Consider the following 22,812-nt stretch of genomic DNA (forward strand, 5'->3'; position numbering starts at 1 on the left):
GGCGGCTGGAATGTGCGACCCGATTGTCGAGCATCCTTAGTCAGAGCTGCCGTCGCCGGAGCGAAGGCAGCGAGTAACGCCTGATCAGAACTCCGGCGTCCAGCTGACTGAAAGCTGTGCGTTCAGATCGTTCTCACGGTAAGAATAGGTCTGTCCGTTGGTGTTGTAGTTGGCCAGACTATAGTCCTTGTCCAGCAGGTTGCCGACTTTCAGATTCCAGCGCACCGCTTCAGTCATGATCCAGTGGGCGCGCGCTTCTACGAGGCCATATCCGGCCAACTTCTGTTGATTGGCCGGATCATTGTAGCGCTCACTGTTGGCCATCACACTGAAACCGATACCCAATGCACCCCACTGTTTGTCTGCATCCACGCTCAGCAGACGCTTGGGCCTGCGTGGCAACAGATTGCCTGTGCTGCGGTCACGTGGGTCCAGCCAGGTAGCCGCCAGCGTGGTTTGCCAGCCAGCCAGCTCGGTTGTGGCGCTGAGCTCCAGGCCATGGATCCGTGCGCGGCTGATGTTCTGCGCAACAAAAAACGGATCGAGCAGAATCAGGTCATCTATATCCGTGCGGAATGCGGCGGCTTGCAGTTGAAGATCCTGAAGCTGACCACGCCATTGCAGCTCATAGCTTTTCGAACGCTCCGGCTGCAGATTGGGGTTGGCACCAAAGCTGGTGTAAAGATCGTTGAACGTAGGCGCACGGAAACCCTCGCCGTAGGAGGCGACCAGTTGTTGATTGTCCGCTACAGGGATGATCAGCGCTGCGTTGAACGTATTGGCGCGACCGAACTGCTCGTTGTCGTCGTGCCGCCAGCCAAGTTCTGTCTGGAACTGCTCGCTGGCAAAGCGGTGCTGGACGAATGCGGCGCGGTTGAAACGCTCGGTCTCGATAAAACTCCCGGTGCTGCGCAACCGATCTTCATGCCAGTCCAGACCGGTTTGCAGGCTGTGCTGTTCGTTCAGCTGCAAGGTGTTGAGCCAGCTCGCAGAGTCACGGTAGGTGTTATAGGTAAAATTGAAGAAATCATAATTGCTGTCACGCTTGTCTTCTGCGTGGCCAGCTTCCAGGCGTGTTGTCCACTGCGGGTTGACCTGCCACTGCATATGCGTAGCGACGGTGCTAAGGGTGAAGTCGTCTTCGGGGTTACCAAACAGATCGTATTCGGTATTCCCGCTCTGCTCGAGCAAGCGCACACCCGCTTCCAGGTCATCGGTAAAGCTGTGAATCAGGCTGGCATTGAAAGCGCGGTTGCGATAGGCGTCGTCATCCTGGTCTCCGGCAGTTTCATGGCGGGTACGATCAAAACCGCCGGTTTCATTCAGACTGGCGCCCAGATCAAAGCGGGTGCGCTCATCGCCGCCGGACAAGCCAACGTGGCGTCGGTAGGTATCGTTGCTGCCAACACCAAAGCTGGCGCGGGGGTTCAGGCCAGCCTTACCCTGTCGTGTGAAAATCTGAACTACGCCACCAATCGCATCCGAGCCGTATACGGCGGACCGGGGGCCGCGGATAACTTCGATACGTTCAATCTGGTCGACGTTGAGAAACTCCAGACTGGCCTGGCCGGCCGAAGCGCTACCTATACGCTGGCCGTCCACCAGTATGAGTGACTGCGTGCTGCCGGTGCCGCGCAGTGACAGAGCCGTCAGGCTGCCCTGGCCGCCATTGGTTGTGATTGATGCGCCAGGCACGCGACTTAGCAGATCGACTACCGAGTTTGGCTGCAATCGTTGGATATCGGCGCGGGTAAAAATGGTTGTTGCTGCGGGCGTACTGGAAAGGGATTGTGCCTGACGGGAAGCTGTAATGACGGTGTCAGGAAGATCCACTGCGCTGTTGGCCAGGGCGATGCCGGATGCCAGCAGAGTGGGTACAAGTAATAAAAATCTGTTCATGTTGAGCCTCAAAAGAAACGCTTTTGAGGAGGGCGAGAAGCCAGCAGATTCTGTCGGTACAGCGAAGGGACAGCCATGCACTGGCCGGGTGACGCCCTCCGCGACACCTCAGCAATGCAGGCCCCGGCAATTCTGCCATGGGGTTCTGCTTCGCACAGGGCCGGTCTCCGGGCTCAGGTCATCAGTGATGCCGCCTTCCCGCGCGTGAAGCGCAGTGGCTGTATGGCACTACCTGCAAGCCGATGGTGGCGGCTCGCGATCCTTTACCGTTGCGGGGGCAGCGTCGGGGTTGCACCGACTTCCCGTTTCACCCCAAGGCCTGTTGGCCTGTGGGGCACCCAGTGCGACTGGAAGCGGGGTGGACTCTAGGGGGAATGTGCTGCGGGGTCAAGCTCGCTCGCGTGAATCAGTCGCTCTGGGACAGTCTCAGGCGAATCGCAGCCTCGATTCCCTGGGCGTCCAGTCCGCACTCTGCCAGCATTTGCGCTGGTTTGGCGTGCTCGACATAACGATCGGGTAAACCCAGATGCAGTACCGGTACATTGATGCGCTCGGCTGTCAGCCACTCGCTTACCGCGCTACCCGCGCCGCCCATCACGGTGTTCTCTTCCAGCGTCACCAGTAACCCATGCTTGCCTGCCAACTGACGGATCAGTTCGACATCCAGCGGCTTGACGAACCGCATGTTGGCGACGCTGGCATTCAATGCTTCGGCGGCCACCAGGGCGTTTGCATGCAGGGTGCCGAAGCAGAGAATGGCTACCCCTTCGCCTTCGCGGGTGAGCACGCCCTTGCCTATGGGTAGGGCCTCAAGTTCGGGCTCGATGGGTACGCCGGGGCCGGTTCCGCGTGGGTAGCGTACGGCCGCAGGACCGTCGTGCATGAAGCCGGTCGTCAGCATCTGCCGGGTTTCGTTTTCATCCGCGGGCGCCATGATCAACATATTTGGCAGGCAGCGCAGGAAGGACAGGTCGAAACTGCCGGCATGGGTAGGGCCGTCTTCCCCGACCAGTCCGGCCCTGTCGATAGCGAACAGCACGTCCAGATTCTGTACAGCGACGTCATGGATGACCTGATCGTAAGCCCGCTGCAGGAAGGTCGAGTAGATAGCCACGACGGGCTTGGCACCCTCACAGGCCATGCCAGCCGCAAGCGTCACTGCGTGTTGTTCGGCAATGGCAACGTCGAAATAACGCCGCGGGTAGCGCTCGCTGAAAGCGATCAGGTCCGAGCCTTCTTTCATGGCCGGAGTAATGCCGATCAGCCGTTCGTCCTCGGCTGCCATGTCGCAGAGCCATTGACCGAACACGCTGGAAAACTTCTGTTTGCTCGCGCCGCTATGGGTGCGCTTGGGCTCGAGCTTGGTAATTGCATGGTAGCCAATCGGATCGGCCTCGGCGGGCGAGAAGCCCTTGCCCTTCTGCGTGACCACATGCAGAAACTGCGGGCCCTTCAATTCGCGCATGTTGCCCAGCGTGGATATCAGGGTCGGGAGATCATGGCCGTCGATCGGGCCAATATAATTCCAGCCCAGCTCCTCGAACAGCGTCCCCTGGACCAGCATACCCTTGGCATGCTCCTCGGTCCGGCGCGCCAGTTCCCAGGCAGAGGGGATTTTTGCCAGGACTTTCTTGCTGCCTTCACGCATGTGCGAGTAGGTGCGGCTGGAAAGAATTTTGGCCAGATAGTTCGACAGGCCGCCGACGTTGCGGGAAATCGACATATCGTTGTCATTAAGTACCACCAACATGTCAGCCTCCACATCCGAGGCGTGATTCAGTGCCTCGAATGCCATGCCCGCGGTCAGCGCGCCGTCACCAATAACAGCCACGGTGCGCCTATCAAGACCTTGCAGCCCAGCGGCTATGGCCATGCCCAGAGCTGCGCTTATGGACGTGCTGGAGTGGCCAACGCCGAAGGTGTCATAGGGGCTTTCGCTGCGACGGGGGAATGCCGCCAGGCCGTCCTTCTGGCGCAGGGTACTCATTTGCTCCCGGCGGCCGGTCAATATCTTGTGCGGATAGGCCTGATGACCCACATCCCAAACAATGCGGTCCTCTGGGGTGTGGTAGGTGTAATGCAGGGCGATAGTCAGCTCGATAACACCCAGGCCCGCGCCAAAATGCCCGCCGGTCTGGCTGACTGTCCAGAGCAGATAGGCGCGCAGTTCATCCGCCAGCCTCGGTAGCAGATCTTCATCCAGCTCGCGTAGGCGTTCCGTGCTATCAATGCTGTCCAGCAGCGGGGTGTCAGGCCGTTCGCGGGGTATCTCGTGGAAAGTACTTGGCATCAAACAGAGCTCTGGGTGCCGGGACGACGGGCACAATTAAAACGGCAGTTTAACCGATGCGGGCGGATAGCCCAAGACTGCGGGCCGATCAGAAATTCCGTTGCACAATATAGTTGGCGAGCTGTTGGAGTCTCTCGCTGGCGTGACCAATTGGCTGCAATGCGTCGACTGCCTGATCGCGCAGCAATGTTGCAAGCTGACGAGCACCCTCCAGGCCCAGCAGGGCTGGATATGTTGGCTTGTCACGGGCAATGTCCGCGCCTTGCTGCTTACCCAGCACACTGGTCTCGCTTTCGATATCGAGAATATCGTCCTGCACCTGGAAAGCCAGGCCGATACAGTCAGCATAGTTACCCAGTGCCTGCAGATGATCCTGGCTGGCGTGGCCGCTGGCCAAAGCGCCCAACTGCACAGAGGCACGGATCAAAGCCCCGGTTTTCTGTCTGTGCATGATTTCCAGGTTGGCGATATCCAGGGTCTGGCCAACGGCGCCCAGATCGATCGCCTGACCACCTACCATGCCTGCTGGACCAGCAGCACCGGCCAAAAGCTGAATCATGTGCAGTCGCACTGTGGGTTCATGTTCCGGAGCTGCTGCAAGCCAGTCGAAGGCCATCGCGTGAAGCGCGTCGCCGGCCAGAATTGCCGTCGCTTCATCAAAGGCGCGGTGACAGGTCGGCTTACCCCTGCGCAAGTCATCGTTGTCCATCGCGGGCAGGTCATCATGAATCAGCGAATAGGCGTGGATCATTTCGACTGCGGCGGCGACTACATCAGCCTGCGCCGTATCGCCGTGCAATGCTTCGCAGCTGGCATAGGCGAGCATCGGGCGTATACGTTTGCCGCCATTGGTCACGCTGTAGCGTATGGCGTTGAACAGGCGTTCCAGGCCCATTTGATCAGTTTGCAGCCGGTTGTTCAGGTAGCCATCTATGCGATGCTGGCAACGGCCCAGATACAGGTTGAAGTCGGTCATTCAGTAGACCCGTCAAAGGGCTCGATGCTTGGCTGGCCCTGCTGCTCTGTCAGCAGGCTGACCTTCTGCTCGGCCTGGCTTAGCGCTTGCTGGCACTCACGAGTCAGTGCCACTCCCTGTTCGAATGCGGTCAGCGACTCCTCCAGGCTCAGCTCGCCACTTTCCAGCCGCTCGACCAGTACCTGCAAGGCACCCAGTGACTGCTCGAAATCCACGGCGGTTTTCTTTTTGGCCATGCTTACCTCGGTTATCTGGCGAATCGTAATCGGCTGAACATTATACAAGGGTGGTGGGGCGGTCAATCAGCCATAAACTTTATAGAAATACAGCAGGCTCAGGCTCCAGCCAACCAGTATTACCAAAGCCCTCAGCCAGGCGTCCGGAAGCCAGCGGGCCAGCCGGCCACCGCAGTAGCCGCCAACCACCGTGCCGGGTAGCATGATCAGCAATGCCGGCCAGTGTACTGCGCCTGCGATGATGAAGGTCAAGGTGGCGACACTGTAAATGACTGATGAAAGCAGGCTTTTGATCGCATTGATTTCCACCACCCGGGTACGGCCGGCAATGGCCAGGCTGGCGATCATCATGATGCCCATGCCGGCGCCGAAGAAACCACCGTACAGCGATACCAGCAGTTGGCACAGGAAACCAACGGGTCCAAGACGGGGAGATTCTTTCAGCATGTGCTGGCCGGTGACCAGTCTTGCCAGGGATTTGCTGAAGGTAAACAGCAATGTGGCGAGTAATAGCAGCCAGGGAATCAGCCGGTAGAACAGCTGATCGCTGGTCAGCAATAACAGCAGCCCACCCCCCAGGCCACCGACCAGCGCCGCCACAGTCAGAGGCAGAAGATAACTGCGTAGCGGCAGGGCGCGTAATTCACGACGTAACGCCCAGGCGGTCGAGAGACTCGCCGGCCAGAGCGCGATAGCGTTGGTGGCGTTGGCGCTAACGGGCGCAATCCCTGCCGCCAACAGAGCGGGGAAGGAGAAGAAAGTCCCCCCGCCGGCCAGGGCATTCATCGCGCCTCCTGCGAAACCGCCGCCGATGATCAGCGCAATATGCCAGATATCCATGCCGAGCCTGCTCTCAGGGTTAACTACCCATTATACCTGTGCCCTGGCGCGGAAAGACAAAGCGTTGGGCACAAAGTCGTGTCCGTAATTCATGACGTGCTTTACTGGGGGCACTAAAAGGGAGAAACCATGCAACGAACCCGTTTTGAATTTCCCAACGCCCAGGGCCACGCGCTGGCAGGTTTGCTCGAAATGCCTGACTCAGGCGAGTATTCCGCCATGGCGCTGTTTGCCCATTGTTTTACTTGCGGTAAGGACAGTGCCGCGGCATCGCGAATTGCCCGGCAGCTCGTGGATCAGGGTGTTGCCGTATTGCGCTTTGATTTCACAGGTTTGGGGAGCAGTGATGGTGAGTTTGCCAACACCAACTTCTCCTCCAATATTCAGGACCTGATGGCGGCGGCTGATTATCTGGAAAAGCATCACAGGGCACCGCGTTTACTGATAGGGCACAGTCTGGGCGGCGCTGCTGTGTTGGCTGCCGCACAGCAAATGGATAGCGTCGAGGCTGTTGCCACCATCGCCGCACCCTCAACCGCTACCCACGTTCGTCACCTCTTGGCTGGCGACAGGGAGGAAATACGGAGCGTTGGTCACGCGCAAGTGGATCTCGCGGGTCGTCCCTTCACGGTCAAGGCACAGTTTCTGGATGATCTCGAACACTGGAACTCGGCGGACCATATCAACAGCCTGCGCAAGGCATTGATCATCTTTCATTCGCCGGTCGATGAACTGGTTGATGTGTCCGAGGCCGCAGCGATCTATCAGGCAGCGATGCACCCCAAGAGCTTTATTTCACTCGATGATGCCGACCACATGCTCAGCCGGGCAGAGGATGCGATTTATGTTGCCAACGTGCTGGTTGCCTGGGCGGCCCGTTATCTATAGCAACGTACTCTCCGGGATAGAGAGAGCGCTATAACCCGTTGCGGGGCAGAGCCAGCTGTTAGCTCAGGGCGCTTTGCTTGAGCTGGGTCAATAGGTGACTGCCACTATCTTGCTAGCATCTCCCGGATAATAGCCAGAAGCTATCAGTCGCGGATATTTCGTTGCCAGGCTGATAGACAGGGCCATGGGAGTGGTTGCCATGCACTCAGGAAAAGAAGATGGGTCTGCACCGGAGATAGATGCTGCGGAGTTGGCCGAACGGCTCAGGTTTATCCAATGGACCCGGGAAGATCAGGAGCGCCTGAATGACTGGCAGGACAGGGCTGACGCATTAATCAATAACGCGGTTATGAAACTGTATGAGCACCTCGATCAGTTTGCCGACCCAGCGGCCATACTTCGCGACGAGGCGACGGTTACTCGTCTGAGGAAGCGACAACAGCAATATTATCAGGAGCTGTTTCGCGCCAGAATCGATTCGGACTATCTCAAAGATCGCGCTCTGATCGGCCGGGTGCATGAACAGCTGGGCGTTGATCTGCGCTGGTACCTCGGTAGTTATCGGCTTTGCCTGAGCGAAATGCTCCAGGGTATGGTGACCGCTGACAGGGCTGATAAGCCTTTGGCTCTGGAATCCTTCCAGAGTTTGCTGAAAATCGTTTTCTTTGACGTGACCCTCGCGGCAGAAGCTTACCTGGCGGCAACCAATAGTGCCTTGGTCGCCAGTGAGAGCCGCTTCAGCCATGCACTGCGCGGTGCCAACGACGGAATCTGGGAGTTGGCTTTGGAGTCCGATACGCTCTATGTCTCCGACTGGTGGGCGAGCATGCTCGGTTTTTCGGCTGAGGCTGTAGGTCAGCAGTCCGCGGGTTGGTTTTCCCTGGTTCATGAAGATGACCTTGATGGGCTGCACCAGGCAATCGACTCCCATCTTGAGGGTAGAGCTCCGTCGCTTTACCACGAATACCGTATACGTACGGCAAAAAAGGACTTTCTTTGGGTTCTGGTTCGGGGCGTAGTCGAGATTGATCATCAGGGCCGGCGACGTCTGGCTGGCTCCCAGACCGACATCAGCCGACAGCGCCGGAGCCAGAAGCAACTCGAGCATGCAGCCAAGCATGATCAGTTGACTGGATTGCTCAATCGCAGGCGCTTCAACCGTTATCTTGAAGATCTTTTGTTGCGCCAGGGCCGGCCCGGGGCCCGTTTTGCTGCCCTTCTGTTTATTGATCTGGATCGCTTCAAATTGATCAACGACAGTCTTGGTCACGCCGCTGGCGATCAGGTGCTCAGGTACGTAGCGAACAGGTTGCGCGATTGCGTCAGGGTGGGGGACTGTCTTGCCCGTTTCGGTGGCGACGAGTTTGTCGTGCTCCTGGATGATCTGGCTGTTCCTGAAGACGCTGAAGCTATTGCACGCAAAATTCTCAGCTCACTCCGCGAACCACTGCGTTTTGGCGACCGTTACCTGGTGGTCAACGCGAGTATTGGTATCACGGCACTGGGTCCGCAACAGAGTCCCGAGCATGCGATGCAGGCAGCGGACCTGGCGTTATACCGCGCCAAGGAAAATGGTAAAGCCCGTTATCATCTGTTCGATCAGAGTATGCAGGATGAGGTTCGTAGTCGTTTGCGCCTTGAAACGGATGCGCTTCAGGCCCTGCAACGCAATGAGTTCAGCCTGGTCTATCAGCCCGTGATGGACATGTTTGCGCCTGAGGGCAGCTTGCCGGTAGCCGTGGAGGCTCTGCTTCGCTGGCGCCATGACGGCGAGCCGGTATCGCCCGTCAGCTTCATTCCTGTGCTGGAAGAGTCAGGGGAGATCATTTCGGTCGGCTATTGGGTGCTGGAGCAGGCGTGCAGGCAGGCCGTTCTATGGCAGAACAATGGGGCGCCGCATCTTCGTTGCTCGGTCAATCTCTCGGGTTTGCAGCTCAGGGAGGCAGGCTTCAGCCAGAGGGTCAGAGAAATTCTGGATCAGACAGGGCTGCCATCAACGTCCCTGGTGCTGGAAATTACCGAGAGCCTGCTGGTGGATGCCGAGGGGCACAGTGTGTCCAGTCTCAGAGAGCTGGCTGCCATGGGAGTGCGAATCGCCCTGGATGATTTTGGTACGGGTTTCTGCTCGCTGGGCTATCTGAATCGCTTTCCGATTCACATCATCAAGCTCGATCGGAGTTTTCTGGTTGAAGCCCACGACAACCCCACCCAGCAGGCTATTTGTCGAGCGATCATCAGTCTGAGCGCCACACTGGGTTTGGATGTTGTGGCAGAGGGAATAGAAACCCTCGAGCAGGTGGATTTTTTGCTTGCCGAAAACTGCCGGTTTGGTCAGGGATTCCTGCTGGCGCGTCCACTGGACGTAGCCGCTATGGACCTGATGATCAGTCGTTGACCGCCGGCGCAGCTCCTCGCAGCGATACCTAGAGATCGCCCCACAGATATTGGACAAGCGTAAGCGCAGTAACGGGCGCTGTCTCGGTGCGCAGCACGCGCGGGCCGAAGCGGGCCGACTTGAATCCGCTATGGTGTGCCCATTCAATCTCTTCAATGCTCAACCCACCCTCGGGACCAATCAGCAGGGCGAGCTCATCTGGTCGCTGCAGACTTTCCAGGCTTTGCTCGGTACGGTGGTGCAATACCAGTTTGAGGTCCGCCTGAAGATCTGCGAGCCAGACATTCAGAGCAGTGGGTGGATGCACCTTGGGTACCACGCTGCGTCCACATTGCTCGCAGGCGCTGATCGCAATCTGTTGCCAATGTGCCTGTCGTTTGTCAGCGCGCTCACCCTGAAGTTTTACCTCGCAGCGCTCGGTAAACAGGGGGGTGATCTCGCTCGCGCCCAACTCAACGGCTTTCTGAATCGCCCAGTCCATGCGTTCACCGCGGGACATTGCCTGGCCCAGATGCACCTTCAGCGGCGATTCCGACAACCCCGGCTGCGCAGGTTCAAGGCGAACGGTAACCTGCTTCTTTGCTACCGCGGTGACTTCGCCCGGCCACTCGTGCCCGGAGCCGTTGAATACCTGAATCGCAGCGCCCGGCGCGAGGCGCAGAACCCGGCCTATGTAGTGCGCCAGGTCACCCTCGAGCTGATGCTCGCCGGCCTCCAGCGGTGCATCCAGATGAAAGCGTGAGACCCGCATCGTCAGTCCCGTGTGGCCAGTTGTATGCCTTCATAGGCGACACTGGCCAGATGATCAATCTGATCCGGCGTAATCACATAGGGAGGCATGAAGTACACCACGCTGCCCAGCGGGCGCAGCAGTGCTTCGTGCTTCAACGCGTGCTCATATACCCGGATGCCACGCCGTTCCTGCCACGGGTAGGGGGTACGGTTCGCCTTGTCCTGGACCATCTCGATGGCCAGTACCATGCCGGTCTGGCGAACTTCAGCTACGTGCGGGTGATCGGCGAAATGGGCGGTGGCGCGGGTCATGTGCGCTGACAGGGATTTGTTGGCTTCTATCACGTTATTTTGCTCGAACAGGTCCAGCGTCGCCAATGCAGCTGCGCAGGCCAGCGGATTGCCGGTGTAACTGTGCGAGTGCAGGAATGCACGCATGGTCACGTAGTCGTCGTAGAACGCCTCGTACATCTTGTCGGTGGTCATGCATACCGCCATCGGCAGGTAGCCAGCGGTCAGGGCCTTGGACAGACAGAGAAAGTCAGGGCTGATATCGGCTTGCTCGCAGGCAAACAGGCTGCCGGTCCGACCAAAGCCGACAGCAATTTCGTCGTGAATCAGATGCACGTCGTAACGATCGCAGGCTTCACGCAGGAGTTTCAGGTACACCGGGTGATACATGCGCATGCCGCCAGCGCACTGGATAAGCGGCTCTACGATAACCGCAGCAACCTCTTCGTGGTTCTCCTCGAGGGCGCGCTCCATGTGTTCGAACATCTTGCGGCTGTGCTCCTCCCAGCTGGCGCCTTCTTCTCGGTCGTAACAGTCAGGTGACGGGACGGTAATCACTTCCATCAACAAGGGCTGATAAGTTTCCTTGTACAGCGCCACGTCACCAACTGCCAAGGCGGCCAGCGTCTCGCCGTGGTAACTGTTGGAGAGGGTAATGAAGCGTTTCTTCTGTGGTTTGCCAGTATTGAGCCAGTAGTGAAAGCTCATCTTTAGCGCAACTTCGATACAGGAAGAGCCGTTGTCGGCATAGAAGCAACGCGTCAGCGGTGCAGGGGTGATATCAACCAGGCGCTCGGAGAGTTCGATGATTGGCTGATGGCTGAAACCCGCGAGAATTACATGCTCGAGACTGTCGAGCTGATCCTTGATCCGTTGATTGATATGCGGGTTGGCGTGGCCAAAGATATTGACCCACCAGGAGCTGACAGCATCCAGATAACGATTGCCCTCGAAGTCGTGGAGCCATACACCCTCGCCACGCTGGATCGGAATAACCGGCATGTGTTCGTGATCTTTCATCTGGGTGCATGGGTGCCAGAGTACAGACAGGTCGCGCTGCATCCATTGATTGTTCAAGCCCATTATCGCCTCTCCGAGATTTGAATAAGGAGGCGATTGTACCTCAGCCGGTTCCGGGCTGCAGTGTCTCAGCGCGTGTTAAAAACCACCATCGTCTTGCCCTTGACGTTGATCAGACCCTGCTCTTCAAGCGTCTTGAGAACACGGCCAACCATTTCCCGGGAGCATCCGACGATACGGCCCAGCTCCTGCCGAGTGACCTTGATCTGCATGCCATCGGGATGGGTCATGGCATCGGGTTGGCGGCACAGGTCCAGCAGGGTGCGAGCGACCCGGCCGGTCACGTCGAGAAAGGCCAGATCGCCTACCTTGCGAGTCGTGTTGCGCAGGCGCTCCGCCATCTGCCGGCCGACAGCATAAAACAGATCCGGGTCTTGCTGGCTCAACTCGCGAAACTTGCTATAGCTGACTTCGGCTACTTCACATTCGCACTTGGCGCGTACACAGGCGCTACGATCCTGCTGAGGTTTAACATCGTCGAACAGCCCCATTTCGCCGAAGAAATCGCCCTGGTTAAGATAGGCAATAATCATCTCCCGACCCTGTTCGTCTTCGATCAGGATAGTGACGCTGCCCTTGATGATATAGAACAGACTGTCGGAATGATCGCCCGCATGAATGATCGTGCTGCGGGCGTTGAAAGTGCGCAAATGACAATGTGCCAGATAGCTGTCGAGGTTCTTTATACGGGGCGTCAGGGCGTTTACGACCATGTAGTTATCCTGTCGTGCGAAGCAGTGTTGCCGGAGCAATTGTGGAAGCCTCAAATCGAGACCAAAAGTGATTATGTCCAGTTTTTGCGATGATGGCCAGTGTACGTCTCAGTGGTTAAAGCCTGTGTTATTCTGCACGGCCTCAGATTGTCCTGCCGGAGATATAGATGAAAGCGCAAATCAAGTGGGTGGACGGTGCCATGTTCCTTGGAGAGTCGGGCAGCGGCCATACAATTGTGATGGATGGTCCACCCGATGCCGGGGGTAGAAACATGGGCGTGCGTCCCATGGAAACAGTGCTGATCGGTCTTGGCGGGTGTGCCAGTTACGACGTGGTGAGCATTCTGAAAAAATCGCGGCAGGATATACGCGATGTACAGGTATCGCTCGACGCCGAACGCGCAGAGACCGAGCCCAAGGTTTTCACCCGCATCCATGTACATTTCGTGGTGGCTGGCAAACAGCTAAAGGAAGCGCAGGTAAAGCGTGCGGTAGAGTTGTCAGCGGAAAAATACTGCTCTGCGTCGATCATGCTGGGTCGTGCGGGTGTAGAGATCACCCATGACTACGAAATTGTCGAGGTAGATTGAGCGAGACCCGTGCTACACGGGCCCGCCCTGTGCCGCGCATCAGATTTTATAGGTTGCCTTGGTCATGAATCCGGAAAGCAGGGTCATGGCCTTTTTTACCGGCTCTGGAAAGATCATGCCGCCTGCCTCTAGTGCCTGCGCGCCATGTTCAATTTCATCGATGCGCATCTGCTCGAGAATGGCCCGTGACTTGATATCTTCCTCCGGCAGTTGGGACAGATGATCATCAAGATGGCGCTCAACCAACTGCTCAGTTGCCGCAACGAAGCCCAGGCTGATTCGGTCACTGATCAGTCCCGCTGCAGCGCCCATGCCAAATGAGAGGCCGTAAAACAGCGGGTTGAACACGCTCGGTTGGCTTTTCAGTTCCTTCAGTCGCTGTTCGCACCAGGCCAGATGATCAATCTCTTCGGCGGCGGCATGCTCCATCTTGGCACGCACATCCGGAAGTTTGGCGGTCAACGCCTGCCCCTGGTATAGCGCCTGAGCGCAGACTTCACCGGTATGGTTGATACGCATCAGGCCGGCTATATGCTGGCGCTCGTGTTCGTCCATCGGCACATTGGGCATATGCTGTGATGGAGACGGACGGTTCGCCTGGGCTGCGCCTGGCACCAATGTTCGCAATGACTGATCCGCCTGGGTAAGCAGGCGATCCAGGGCACTGTATCGACGGGGTGTATTCATTGAATCGCTCCTGTGCAGGAAATCGGAACAGGGCGCCACAAGGCGCCAGTCAGTGCTGGATCAGCCTGGCGGCCATGTCATCTGGCGCTTGCCCAGTACATGCAGGTGAATATGGTAGACCGTTTGACCACCATCCTGGTTGCAATTGAAAACGGTGCGAAAGCCGTTGTCGCAACCCTGCTCAGCAGCTACCTGTTGGGCAATAAAAACCATATGGCCAACCAGATCCCGGTCGTCCTTGGTCAGGTCGCTGATGCAGGCGATGTGCCGCTTCGGGATAACCAGAAAATGTACGGGTGCCTGGGGGTTGATGTCATTGAAGGCGATAACCTGGTCATCTTCGTAAATCTTGCTGGCAGGGATCTTGCCCTCAACGATCTTGCAGAACAGACAGTCCATGCACTACTCCTTGGCTGATCTCTAAAGTGCTTCCAGTGTAACCATCTGGCGCTAGAATGGCATCACATCGAACTGCTGCAAAAGGATTCGCTGGTGAAAAACGACATACATGATCTGGGTCTGCTGCTCGACAGCCGCGTCAAGTTGATCATCACCGAAAGCTGGGAAGAGCAACGAGTCCTGGAAACCATGGCGGCGTTAGCGGTCAAGCGGGCGCGTACCTGGTTTACCTGGGACCACGTTGACGGGTTGCAAAGACTCGGCTTTGGGGAAGAAATCGAGGAAGTGGATACCTGTGATCCCGAGAAGGCACTGCAATGTGTGCGCAAGGACAACCAGCAGTCCATCTATGTGTTCTGCGATTTGCACCCGTTTCTGGAAAATCCCAGGGTTGTTCGGCTGCTCAAGCTCATAGCGATGAATACGGACCAGCAGGCTCCCACCATCATGCTGGTCAGTCACGAGGTCAAGCTGGCGCCGGAGTTGAGCAGGCTGGCTGCCCGCGTGGAATTGAGCATGCCCTCTGATGAGCAGTTGTCAGCCATTATCCGGGAGGAGGCGGCAGCCTGGACGGAGCAGAATAAAGGTCTCAAGGTGCGTACGGACAACCGCACGCTGGAACAGGTCGTGCGCAATCTGCGTGGCACTACCCACGAGGAAGCGCGACGTCTGGCTCGCAAGCTGATTACCGATGATGGCGCTATTACCCAGGAAGATGTTCCGGCCTTGAACAAGGCAAAATTCGGCCTGTTGGATATGCAGGGGGTTTTAAGTTTTGAGCAGAATACCGCCCACTTTGCGGAGGTGGGTGGGTTGCAGCATTTCAAGCGCTGGTTAATGGAACGCCAAACAGCGTTCCTCAGCGCCGCACATATCGAGGATGCGCCCAAGGGGGTAATGCTGGTGGGGGTGCAGGGAGCCGGGAAGAGCCTGGCAGCCAAGGCTGTCGCCGGCGTCTGGGGATTGCCTCTGTTGCGCCTGGACTTTGCTGCGCTGTACAACAAGTACATAGGCGAGACGGAGAAGAACCTGCGCGAGGCATTACACATGGCTGACTGCATGGAGCCGTGCGTACTCTGGATCGACGAGATTGAGAAAGGCCTGGCACCCGACGGTGGCGACCAAGGGGTGTCACGACGGCTGCTTGGGACCCTTTTGACCTGGATGTCGGAGCGCAAGAGCCGTGTATTTCTGGTTGCCACGGCCAATGATGTCAGTCAGCTCCCGCCTGAGTTGATTCGAAAGGGTCGGCTGGATGAACTCTTTTTTATTGATCTACCCGACAGCTCTGTTCGTGAAGATATTCTGCGCATCCATTTGCGAAAACGCGGCCTGAATATCGAAGGCTTCGATATGCCGGCGCTGGCGCTGGCGTCTGATGGTTTTTCCGGCGCAGAGATCGAGCAGGCCGTTGTGGCCGCGGTATACGCGGCCTCGGCACGCGGGCAGGGTGTAACCGACGCCCACCTGCAGGACTCGTTTTCACAGACATCACCGCTGTCCGTCGTTATGTCCGAACGCTTGCAAGCCTTGCGGGCGTGGGGCCGGGATCGTGCTGTGATGGCGGGTTAAAATGGCTTTACCGCTACCAGAATGACCACAGCTACCAGAACCAGGACGGGCGCTTCATTGAGCCACCGGTAGAACACATGGGAGCGCGTGTTGCGATCGGCAGCAAACTGCTTGAGCATTCCGGCACAGGTGAAGTGATAGACCAGCAGGGCAGCTACCAGGCCCAACTTGGCATGCAGCCAGCCCTGGCTCAGCCACGCTGGCACGAGCCACACCAGCCAGATTCCCAATGCGATGGCTACCACCATGGAAGGCATCATGATGCCGCGATAGAGCTTGCGCTCCATGATCTTGAAACGCTCCTTGCTGATGCTGTCTTCGCTTTGCGCGTGATAGACGAACAGGCGAGGAAGATAGAAGAGGCCGGCGAACCAGGTCACGACGGCAATGATGTGAAAGGCTTTGATCCACAGATACAAAGTGCAGTCCTCTTGAATGGCCAGGTGCCTCTACTTGAGACAGTGAGTGCTGGTAATTTGCGCCAGCGCTTTTATGATAGGGGGTTATCAATCATGTTCAAACGATTCAGGAAGTAAAGATGATCAAGATCGGCATAGTAGGTGGAACCGGCTACACAGGTGTGGAGCTGCTCAGGCTTTTAGCCCAGCATCCCCAGGCTCATGTCGAGGTGATTACCTCCCGATCGGAAACCGGTGTGCGTGTGGTTGATATGTATCCCAACCTGCGTGGGCATTATGATCAATTGTGTTTCAGTATGCCGGACAATGAGACCTTGGGACGTTGCGATGTGGTTTTCTTCGCCACTCCCCACGGCGTAGCCCACGCCATGGCAGCAGAGCTATTGGCCACAGGCACGCGCATTATCGATTTGTCTGCCGATTTCCGCTTGCGTGACGCTGCCGAGTGGAGCCAATGGTATGCCCAGCCACATGGTGCGCCCGAGCTGCTCGACCAGGCCGTATACGGTCTGCCTGAGGTCAATCGTGATGCTATTCGCGGCGCTCGGTTGATAGCCGTACCTGGCTGCTACCCCACCGCCGTGCAGCTAGGACTGCTACCGCTGCTGGAAGCCGGGCTGGCCGATAATGAGCGCATTATCGCCGACTGCAAATCCGGCGTCAGTGGCGCGGGGCGTGGTGCCAGCGTCGCATCGCTTTTCTGTGAGTCCACCGAAAGCATGAAGGCCTATGGTGTTGCCGGTCATCGTCATCTGCCGGAGATTCGTCAGGGGTTGCAGGTTGCTGCTGGCGGTCCTGTGGGCTTGACCTTTGTGCCGCATCTGACGCCGATGATCAGGGGCATACACGCCACCTTGCATGCCACGGTGAAGGACCACTCGATCGATCTTCAGGCGCTGTTTGAAAAGCGCTATGAGAACGAGCCTTTTGTTGATGTGATGCCCGCCGGAAGCCATCCGGAAACCCGCAGTGTCAGAGGTGCCAATATTTGCCGACTGGCAGTTCACCGGCCCCAGTCCGGCGATCAGGTCGTTGTACTATCGGTAATCGACAACCTGGTAAAAGGCGCGTCAGGCCAGGCCGTTCAGAACATGAACATTGTATTCGGTCTAGACGAGAAAACGGGGCTCTCCCATCCGGCGCTCATGCCTTGATTTCCGGAATCAAGCGACGTCGGCCATTGCGCGACCACAGTGTCGTGCTGATGCCACGCAACTCGAAGCTGGTTGGAGCGTTGAAGATATTAGTGGTCTTGATCCTTATCCTGGCGATTCCACTGAGTGCCTGGCTGGCCTGGGAAGCAGCTCTTCGCTCGCAGACCGATGTCAAATTTGAGCGTGACAGGTTGCTCGTACAGCGAGAAGAGCTCGTAGCTGAATTGACGTCAACGCGCGAACGCGCTCAGCAGCTTGAGGTTGACTTGCTGGTGGCTCTCGAGTCGGTGACGGAGAATCGTGGCATGGTTCAGGAACTCGAGCAGCAGCTGTTTCACGTGCAGCAGGATCTCGCCCAGTATCAGGGCGTTCTCGAGCCTGCTGCTGCCTCGCCGGGGGTTCGGATTCAGGCATTCGAACTGCTGCCGACAGAGGATCCGGACAGGTTTCGGTACAAGATCATGGTGAGCCGGGTCGGTGAAGAGGAAGATACCTTTCAGGCTCGCTTGCTCATGCAGATTCACGGTCTGATGGACGGCGAGATGGTCAGCTTGCCGCTGGCAGATCTCACCGAAGCGGATGACGCTGAGGGTATCGCCCTGAATTTTCGGTATTTTCAGGTAGTGCCAAGCCCCGGCACTGAATCGGAGCTGCTCTTGCCAGAGGGCTTCGAGCCAAAGCGTGTTGAGTTGCAGGCGCTACAGAATGGCTCGGCTGTCGTCGAGCGCTCATTTGAGTGGACAGATGCAGGAGTACCCTGATGTGGGGAGCAGATAAGCACAAGAAGATGGACATCGGTAAATTCGGTGGGAAAACCACCATTGTTGCCCAGGATGCGGAAATTAATGGTGACATCAGTTTCTCCGGGGTCCTGCAGGTAGACGGTCGCATCATTGGTAATATCGATGCGGAGCAGGGCTTGGTGAGAGTCAGCGAGCATGGCCGGGTCCAAGGCGTTATCAACGCTCCCAATGTATTGATCAACGGGGAAGTCATCGGCGACGTGCACGCAAATGAGCATCTGGAGCTGGATGCCAAGGCACGAATAACCGGAAACCTGTATTACCGCTTCATCGAAATGGTCATGGGTGCGCAGATCAGTGGCACGCTGAACCACCTTAACGAACCTGCACCGGCAGCGCCGGTAGCTCAGATTTCTGCCCGTACCCATCAGGATGAATAGTTGACCAAAAGAGTCGGGAAAAGGATAATGCTCAACCTGATGTGCCGTGGCACCTGTCGCTGGAGGTTATATGTCGACTGCTGAAGTTTTTACTCCTTCCCCTTTGTTGTTCACCGACACTGCTGTATCCAAGGTCAAGTCCTTGATCGACGAAGAGGGTAACGAGCGCCTGAGTCTGAGGGTGTTCGTGACCGGAGGCGGTTGTTCCGGTTTCCAGTACGGTTTTACTTTTGATGATGAGCTGGCAGAGGACGACACCATCGTTGAACGCGAAGGGGTCAAGCTGGTTGTCGACCCTATGAGCTTTCAGTACCTGGCTGGATCAGAAGTGGATTATCAGGAAGGTCTTGAGGGTTCTCGATTTGTCATCAACAACCCCAATGCGGCAACCACCTGCGGTTGCGGTTCCTCCTTTTCCATCTGATTTTCCGACAATCACGCAGGATAGTGCGCGCCCAGTATCCTTAGACCGCTAGCGCCCGTGACCTGCGGTTGGTTGCCTGGCTGTCGCTCCAGGCAGCGCCATGCCAACCACGCAAACGCTATGGCTTCCATCCAGTCAGGATCAACACCCAATTGCGCGGTGGTTCCCACCGGGATTGGTCGGAGTAGTGATTCCAGTCGTTCCAGCAAGTATTGATTCCTTGCGCCCCCTCCACAGACAAAGATGCTTTTCGTGTTGGTCGCATTGCTGCGCACAGCCAGGCTGATTGTGTGTGCAGTCAGCTCCAGTAAAGTCGCTTGAGCATCCTCTGGGGGCAAGGTTGTTCGCAGAGTGGCCAGCTTGTTATCAAGCCAGGCTGGATGAAAGTATTCGCGGCCTGTGCTCTTTGGTCCCTGGCGCTGAAAATAGGGGTCGTTGAGCATGAGCTCAAGCAGTTCTGCGGACACCTTGCCGCTGCGGGCCCAGCTACCGCCGTTGTCATACGGCAAGGACCTGTGTAGCTGGATCCAGTGGTCCATCAGCACATTTCCCGGGCCGCTGTCGAAGCCGACGACGGGCTGCTCGGGGTCGAGAACGGTCAGGTTGGCGAACCCTCCTATATTGATCAGGGTTCTGGCCTGGTCTGGGGAGCGCAATAGCCACTCATGAAAAGCAGGAACCAATGGCGCTCCTTCTCCCCCCGCAGCTAGATCCCGGCTACGAAAGTCTGATACCACACTGATGTTCGTGAGCTCCGCAAGAAGAGCGGGGGCGCCAATTTGGGTGCTGAAACCCAGCTCGGGATGATGGCGAATGGTCTGCCCGTGGCTACCGATGGCCATAACCTGTGATGGCAATAACGCGTTTCTTTCAAGCAGCTGATTGACGCCCGTAGCTGCGAGACGCGCCCAGTTCTGGCCTGCCAGACCAGCACGGCGTACCTCGTCTGCCCCGGGTGCACATAGTGCAAGAAGTTCTTCGTAAACGGACTGGGGGAAAGGTATGCAGCAGGCGTCAATCAGTTTTGCCTGCTGTGGAGTTGAGAGTTCAACAAGTGCTACGTCGATACCGTCGAGGCTGGTACCCGACATGATACCGACGTAGAGATTGGCCAATTAAGGCTCCAGGGAAGCCAGCTGGCTAGTGCTTTGCTTGTCCAGGCTAGCCATCATCTTGTTGCTCAGCGCCATGAAGGCTGTGCGCTCGGCCTTGGGAACCGGATCTGAGACCGGTAGCTCAATGCCCAGCGGGTCTACGTGGCGGCCATTTACCTGGAACTCATAGTGCAGGTGAGGCCCGGTCGCCAGACCGGTCATGCCCACATAGCCGATGATTTGCCCCTGGGATACGTTGCTTCCCTGGCGAAGACCGCCAGCGAAACGGCTCATGTGTGCATAGAGGGTCTTATACTTTTGGCCATGCTGTACAACGATGGCGTTGCCATATCCGCCCTTGCGTCCAAAGTGAACAATGCGACCATCGCCAGTAGCCTTGATCGGCGTGCCGGTTGATGCGGCGTAATCAACTCCGTTGTGGGCCCGAATCTTGTTCAGGACCGGGTGACGGCGATTAGGGTTGAAGCGCGAGCTGATGCGGGCAAATTCCACCGGCGTGCGGATGAATGCCTTGCGTAGGCTGGTTCCGTCCGCACGGTAATAGCTGCTGTAGCCATTCTTGTCGGTGTAGCGTACCGCCGTAAACGTCTTGCCTTTATTGGTGAAGCGCGCGGCAAGAATGTTGTTGGTACCGACGCGCTTATCGCCAACGTGCAATTCTTCGAACACCACCTCGAACTTGTCGTTCTTGCGGATATCTCGTGCAAAGTCAACGTCATAGCCAAAGATGTTCGCCATTTCCATGGTCAGTCCATGGCTCATGCCGGCCTTCTGGGCTGCGAGAAACAATGAGCTGTTGATGCTTCCCTTGGCAAAGGTAGTTCTGACTTCTGGTTCGATAGTGTTCTTGCTGAATGCGAAGCCGTCTTGTGTGTGGTCAATCTGAATGGTTTCCAGATCGCTCACCTTGGATCGCAGTGTAAGCAGGTCCCCGGTGGGAGCCAGTTTGAACTCCAGCTCCTGTCCCACCTTGAGGCGGGTGAAGCGTTTGGCTTCTTTGCTGCTGTTAATGACCGAATGCAGCGTGTTGGCACCGAGCCCCATTTCGTCGAACAGCACAGACAGCGTATTTCCGCTGGCTACCGTAATGGATCTCCACTCTGAAGGCCTCAGCGGAACGGCGGTTTCCTCTGCATCTGCCAGCGGCGCTTCCGATTTATCAGCTTTATCAATGCTGACGCTTTCTTCGCCATCGGTTGTTGATTGCTGACCGTTGGTCGGCAGCGGCGAAGAAAATGTGACCGTTTCGCGGATCAGCGCATCCAATTCTGCAGAGTTACTTTGAATATTGGTAGAGGCACTCTGATGACCTGTCTCAAGATCCAGTGGAATAAAAGTCTTACGTGCTTCGACGTCAGTTGTGGGGATAACGAGCAGAAAGATGCTCAGCGCAGCTGCTATACCACTTGCAGCCACCAGGTGGCTTTTTGGATATAGCGGCGATTTTGTCTTGTGGAAAGCCATAAGCGCTCTTGTCGTAGATTCTATGGTAAGTGTAATAACTTGCTAAATTATAACTGAAAGTCCTTTGTGGCAAGCTTTCAGCGTCACCGCCTGTCAGTTTTCCAGCGCAGCATGTGTTCATATTCTGACAAGCATACCCTGTGCGAGCTTGTAATTGATCATCAATGTTGTATGTTTGGTCCCCTTTTTTACCCATTCAATAACAGGATTTGCGGATTTATGAAGCCGGTCGAGGAGCAGTTGGCGCTGATAAAGCGTGGCGCGGAGGAGATTCTGGTCGAAAGCGAGTTGCTGGCAAAGCTCAAGCGCGGCGTTCCTTTGCGGATCAAGGCGGGTTTCGATCCAACTGCACCGGATCTGCACCTTGGACACACTGTGCTGATCAACAAGTTGCGCCAGTTCCAGGAGCTCGGGCATGAGGTGTTGTTCCTGATTGGGGATTTCACCGGGATGATCGGTGATCCGTCGGGCAAGAACGTCACTCGGTTGCCTCTGACTCGTGAGCAGGTCATGGCCAATGCTGAGACATATAAGGAGCAGGTGTTCAAGATTCTTGACCCTGCTCTGACGCAGGTCGTGTTCAACTCCACCTGGATGGACAAGATGACCTCTGCGGACATGATCCAGTTGGCAGGAAAATATACCGTTGCTCGGATGCTCGAGCGGGATGACTTTGACAAGCGATATAAAGGTGGTCAGTCCATTGCCATCCATGAGTTTCTTTATCCCCTGGTTCAGGGTTATGACTCGGTAGCAATGCGCGCTGATGTAGAGCTTGGTGGGACGGATCAGAAGTTCAATCTGCTGATGGGGCGTGAGCTTCAGCGGCAGTACGATCAGGAGCCTCAGATCATTCTGACCATGCCATTGCTGGAAGGTCTTGATGGTGTGAAGAAAATGTCCAAGTCCCTGGGCAATTACGTGGGTATCAACGACGCGCCTGGGGAGATGTACAACAAGATCGTGTCCATGCCCGACACGCTTATGTGGCGTTACTTCGAGCTGCTGAGCTTTCGCAGTATGGAAGACATTGCTCAACTGCGTTCGGATGTTGAGCAGGGTGCCAATCCCAGGGACGTGAAGATCAAGTTAGCCGAGGAGCTGGTTGCACGTTTTCATGGTGAAGAAGCTGCCGCCAGTGCGCATCGGTCGGCTGGCAACAGACTTAAGGAAGGCGAGTTGCCGGAGGATCTTCCAGAGGTCAATCTGGAGTCGGCTGAAGAGATGCCGGTGGCTTCGGTGCTCAACAGAGCAGGTATGGTCAAGAATGCTGCGGCAGCAAAGGACTTGTTGAATGCAGGTTCGGTAAAGGTCGACGGCGCAGTAGTGGATCGGGAATTTGTCTTTGCTCTGGGCCGCGATTACGTATGCCAGGCAGGCAAGAAGAAGTTTGCACGCATTCGTATCGAAAAGCCTTGACGGCAAAATCCCAGCCCCTATAATGCGCGTCTGCCCAGTCAGGGCG

At 56.8% G+C, this 22,812-nt stretch carries 21 protein-coding genes, 1 pseudogene and 1 riboswitch; of the genes and pseudogenes, 9 read left to right on the forward strand and 13 right to left on the reverse strand.

The window, feature by feature from the left end; all coding sequences use genetic code 11:
• Positions 1–84: 84 nt before the first annotated feature.
• The 5 genes from AAC076_RS14075 to AAC076_RS14095 form a co-directional block, all read right to left on the reverse strand.
• Complete coding sequence (locus AAC076_RS14075) at positions 85–1,899, reverse strand: TonB-dependent receptor (RefSeq protein WP_339846791.1); 1,815 nt, start codon at positions 1,897–1,899, stop codon at positions 85–87.
• Positions 1,900–2,039: 140 nt separating this feature from the next.
• Positions 2,040–2,256, reverse strand: a riboswitch (cobalamin riboswitch).
• Positions 2,257–2,305: 49 nt separating this feature from the next.
• Positions 2,306–4,189, reverse strand: a complete 1,884-nt coding sequence (gene dxs, locus AAC076_RS14080; protein WP_339846793.1) for a 1-deoxy-D-xylulose-5-phosphate synthase — start codon at positions 4,187–4,189, stop codon at positions 2,306–2,308.
• Between the two features lie 88 nt (positions 4,190–4,277).
• Positions 4,278–5,165 (reverse strand): farnesyl diphosphate synthase, encoded by an 888-nt coding sequence (locus AAC076_RS14085; RefSeq protein WP_339846795.1) that lies wholly within the window; start codon positions 5,163–5,165, stop codon positions 4,278–4,280.
• Positions 5,162–5,401: an exodeoxyribonuclease VII small subunit gene (locus AAC076_RS14090; RefSeq protein WP_339846797.1), complete on the reverse strand. Its 240-nt coding sequence runs from the start codon at positions 5,399–5,401 to the stop codon at positions 5,162–5,164. The genes AAC076_RS14085 and AAC076_RS14090 overlap by 4 nt, the downstream gene beginning before the upstream one ends.
• A 66-nt stretch (positions 5,402–5,467) precedes the next feature.
• Complete coding sequence (locus AAC076_RS14095; protein WP_339846799.1) at positions 5,468–6,241, reverse strand: sulfite exporter TauE/SafE family protein; 774 nt, start codon at positions 6,239–6,241, stop codon at positions 5,468–5,470.
• A gap of 129 nt (positions 6,242–6,370) precedes the next feature.
• On the opposite strand from AAC076_RS14095, the gene AAC076_RS14100 reads away from it, so the two are divergent.
• Together AAC076_RS14100 and AAC076_RS14105 are read left to right on the forward strand one after the other, a co-directional pair.
• Positions 6,371–7,129, forward strand: a complete 759-nt coding sequence (locus tag AAC076_RS14100) for an alpha/beta fold hydrolase (protein ID WP_339846800.1) — start codon at positions 6,371–6,373, stop codon at positions 7,127–7,129.
• Positions 7,130–7,328: 199 nt separating this feature from the next.
• Positions 7,329–9,524, forward strand: a complete 2,196-nt coding sequence (locus tag AAC076_RS14105) for an EAL domain-containing protein (protein ID WP_339846801.1) — start codon at positions 7,329–7,331, stop codon at positions 9,522–9,524.
• Positions 9,525–9,552: 28 nt separating this feature from the next.
• On the opposite strand, the gene AAC076_RS14110 is transcribed toward AAC076_RS14105, so the two are convergent.
• From AAC076_RS14110 to crp, 3 genes and pseudogenes are all read right to left on the reverse strand, one after another.
• Positions 9,553–10,275, reverse strand: coding sequence for a 16S rRNA (uracil(1498)-N(3))-methyltransferase (locus tag AAC076_RS14110; protein ID WP_339846828.1), 723 nt, complete (start codon positions 10,273–10,275; stop codon positions 9,553–9,555).
• Positions 10,249–11,630 (reverse strand): annotated as a pseudogene (locus AAC076_RS14115) (adenosylmethionine--8-amino-7-oxononanoate transaminase); the annotation flags it as partial. The pseudogene AAC076_RS14115 and the gene AAC076_RS14110, both read right to left, overlap by 27 nt.
• Before the next feature lie 65 nt (positions 11,631–11,695).
• The gene (gene crp, locus AAC076_RS14120) at positions 11,696–12,340 is read right to left on the reverse strand and encodes a cAMP-activated global transcriptional regulator CRP (RefSeq protein ID WP_339846803.1); all 645 of its coding nucleotides are present in this window, start codon (positions 12,338–12,340) and stop codon (positions 11,696–11,698) included.
• A 167-nt stretch (positions 12,341–12,507) separates the two neighbouring features.
• Between crp and AAC076_RS14125 the strand changes: the two genes are divergently transcribed.
• Positions 12,508–12,930, forward strand: a complete 423-nt coding sequence (locus tag AAC076_RS14125) for an OsmC family protein (RefSeq protein ID WP_339846805.1) — start codon at positions 12,508–12,510, stop codon at positions 12,928–12,930.
• A 39-nt stretch (positions 12,931–12,969) separates the two neighbouring features.
• Here AAC076_RS14125 and coq7 read toward each other — a convergent pair whose 3' ends face one another.
• The gene (coq7, locus tag AAC076_RS14130; protein WP_339846806.1) at positions 12,970–13,617 is read right to left on the reverse strand and encodes a 2-polyprenyl-3-methyl-6-methoxy-1,4-benzoquinone monooxygenase; all 648 of its coding nucleotides are present in this window, start codon (positions 13,615–13,617) and stop codon (positions 12,970–12,972) included.
• 60 nt (positions 13,618–13,677) lie between these two features.
• Positions 13,678–14,016, reverse strand: a complete 339-nt coding sequence (locus AAC076_RS14135) for a histidine triad nucleotide-binding protein (RefSeq protein WP_339846808.1) — start codon at positions 14,014–14,016, stop codon at positions 13,678–13,680.
• 93 nt (positions 14,017–14,109) lie between these two features.
• Here AAC076_RS14135 and AAC076_RS14140 point away from each other — a divergent pair, with 93 nt between their 5' ends.
• The gene (locus tag AAC076_RS14140; protein ID WP_339846810.1) at positions 14,110–15,588 is read left to right on the forward strand and encodes an AAA family ATPase; all 1,479 of its coding nucleotides are present in this window, start codon (positions 14,110–14,112) and stop codon (positions 15,586–15,588) included.
• Here AAC076_RS14140 and hemJ read toward each other — a convergent pair.
• Complete coding sequence (gene hemJ, locus AAC076_RS14145; RefSeq protein ID WP_339846812.1) at positions 15,585–16,007, reverse strand: protoporphyrinogen oxidase HemJ; 423 nt, start codon at positions 16,005–16,007, stop codon at positions 15,585–15,587. The two genes, AAC076_RS14140 and hemJ, sit on opposite strands and share 4 nt — an antisense overlap.
• A gap of 119 nt (positions 16,008–16,126) precedes the next feature.
• On the opposite strand from hemJ, the gene argC reads away from it, so the two are divergent.
• The 4 genes from argC (at position 16,127) to erpA (ending at position 18,768) form a co-directional block, all read left to right on the forward strand.
• On the forward strand, positions 16,127–17,161 hold the full coding sequence (argC, locus tag AAC076_RS14150) for an N-acetyl-gamma-glutamyl-phosphate reductase (protein ID WP_339846814.1): 1,035 nt from the start codon (positions 16,127–16,129) through the stop codon (positions 17,159–17,161).
• Positions 17,158–17,922, forward strand: coding sequence for a DUF6776 family protein (locus AAC076_RS14155; RefSeq protein WP_339846817.1), 765 nt, complete (start codon positions 17,158–17,160; stop codon positions 17,920–17,922). Before argC ends, AAC076_RS14155 begins: the two co-directional genes overlap by 4 nt.
• Positions 17,922–18,344: a polymer-forming cytoskeletal protein gene (locus AAC076_RS14160; RefSeq protein WP_339846820.1), complete on the forward strand. Its 423-nt coding sequence runs from the start codon at positions 17,922–17,924 to the stop codon at positions 18,342–18,344. Before AAC076_RS14155 ends, AAC076_RS14160 begins: the two co-directional genes overlap by 1 nt.
• A 70-nt stretch (positions 18,345–18,414) precedes the next feature.
• Positions 18,415–18,768, forward strand: a complete 354-nt coding sequence (gene erpA / locus AAC076_RS14165; protein WP_339846821.1) for an iron-sulfur cluster insertion protein ErpA — start codon at positions 18,415–18,417, stop codon at positions 18,766–18,768.
• An 11-nt stretch (positions 18,769–18,779) separates the two neighbouring features.
• On the opposite strand, the gene AAC076_RS14170 is transcribed toward erpA, so the two are convergent.
• Both AAC076_RS14170 and AAC076_RS14175 read right to left on the reverse strand, forming a co-directional pair.
• On the reverse strand, positions 18,780–19,883 hold the full coding sequence (locus AAC076_RS14170; RefSeq protein ID WP_339846822.1) for an anhydro-N-acetylmuramic acid kinase: 1,104 nt from the start codon (positions 19,881–19,883) through the stop codon (positions 18,780–18,782).
• Entirely contained in the window at positions 19,884–21,347 is a 1,464-nt protein-coding gene (locus AAC076_RS14175) for a peptidoglycan DD-metalloendopeptidase family protein (RefSeq protein ID WP_339846824.1), read from the reverse strand.
• 219 nt (positions 21,348–21,566) lie between these two features.
• Here AAC076_RS14175 and tyrS point away from each other — a divergent pair, with 219 nt between their 5' ends.
• Positions 21,567–22,766 (forward strand): tyrosine--tRNA ligase, encoded by a 1,200-nt coding sequence (tyrS, locus tag AAC076_RS14180; RefSeq protein WP_339846826.1) that lies wholly within the window; start codon positions 21,567–21,569, stop codon positions 22,764–22,766.
• Positions 22,767–22,812 lie beyond the last annotated feature (46 nt).

Source organism: uncultured Halopseudomonas sp. (assembly GCF_963977355.1).
GTDB lineage: Bacteria > Pseudomonadota > Gammaproteobacteria > Pseudomonadales > Pseudomonadaceae > Halopseudomonas.

Excerpts from the sequence above, each read along its gene's own strand:
- AAC076_RS14075 (WP_339846791.1), bottom strand. The coding sequence starts at position 1,899 with ATGAACAGATTTTTATTACTTGTACCCACTCTGCTGGCATCCGGCATC.
- AAC076_RS14110 (WP_339846828.1), bottom strand. The coding sequence starts at position 10,275 with ATGCGGGTCTCACGCTTTCATCTGGATGCACCGCTGGAGGCCGGCGAG.
- coq7 (WP_339846806.1), bottom strand. The coding sequence starts at position 13,617 with ATGAATACACCCCGTCGATACAGTGCCCTGGATCGCCTGCTTACCCAG.
- tyrS (WP_339846826.1), top strand. The coding sequence starts at position 21,567 with ATGAAGCCGGTCGAGGAGCAGTTGGCGCTGATAAAGCGTGGCGCGGAG.
- crp (WP_339846803.1), bottom strand. The coding sequence starts at position 12,340 with ATGGTCGTAAACGCCCTGACGCCCCGTATAAAGAACCTCGACAGCTAT.
- AAC076_RS14175 (WP_339846824.1), bottom strand. The coding sequence starts at position 21,347 with ATGGCTTTCCACAAGACAAAATCGCCGCTATATCCAAAAAGCCACCTG.
- erpA (WP_339846821.1), top strand. The coding sequence starts at position 18,415 with ATGTCGACTGCTGAAGTTTTTACTCCTTCCCCTTTGTTGTTCACCGAC.
- AAC076_RS14090 (WP_339846797.1), bottom strand. The coding sequence starts at position 5,401 with ATGGCCAAAAAGAAAACCGCCGTGGATTTCGAGCAGTCACTGGGTGCC.
- AAC076_RS14160 (WP_339846820.1), top strand. The coding sequence starts at position 17,922 with ATGTGGGGAGCAGATAAGCACAAGAAGATGGACATCGGTAAATTCGGT.
- AAC076_RS14100 (WP_339846800.1), top strand. The coding sequence starts at position 6,371 with ATGCAACGAACCCGTTTTGAATTTCCCAACGCCCAGGGCCACGCGCTG.
- AAC076_RS14125 (WP_339846805.1), top strand. The coding sequence starts at position 12,508 with ATGAAAGCGCAAATCAAGTGGGTGGACGGTGCCATGTTCCTTGGAGAG.
- AAC076_RS14105 (WP_339846801.1), top strand. The coding sequence starts at position 7,329 with ATGCACTCAGGAAAAGAAGATGGGTCTGCACCGGAGATAGATGCTGCG.
- dxs (WP_339846793.1), bottom strand. The coding sequence starts at position 4,189 with ATGCCAAGTACTTTCCACGAGATACCCCGCGAACGGCCTGACACCCCG.
- argC (WP_339846814.1), top strand. The coding sequence starts at position 16,127 with ATGATCAAGATCGGCATAGTAGGTGGAACCGGCTACACAGGTGTGGAG.
- AAC076_RS14095 (WP_339846799.1), bottom strand. The coding sequence starts at position 6,241 with ATGGATATCTGGCATATTGCGCTGATCATCGGCGGCGGTTTCGCAGGA.
- AAC076_RS14085 (WP_339846795.1), bottom strand. The coding sequence starts at position 5,165 with ATGACCGACTTCAACCTGTATCTGGGCCGTTGCCAGCATCGCATAGAT.
- AAC076_RS14135 (WP_339846808.1), bottom strand. The coding sequence starts at position 14,016 with ATGGACTGTCTGTTCTGCAAGATCGTTGAGGGCAAGATCCCTGCCAGC.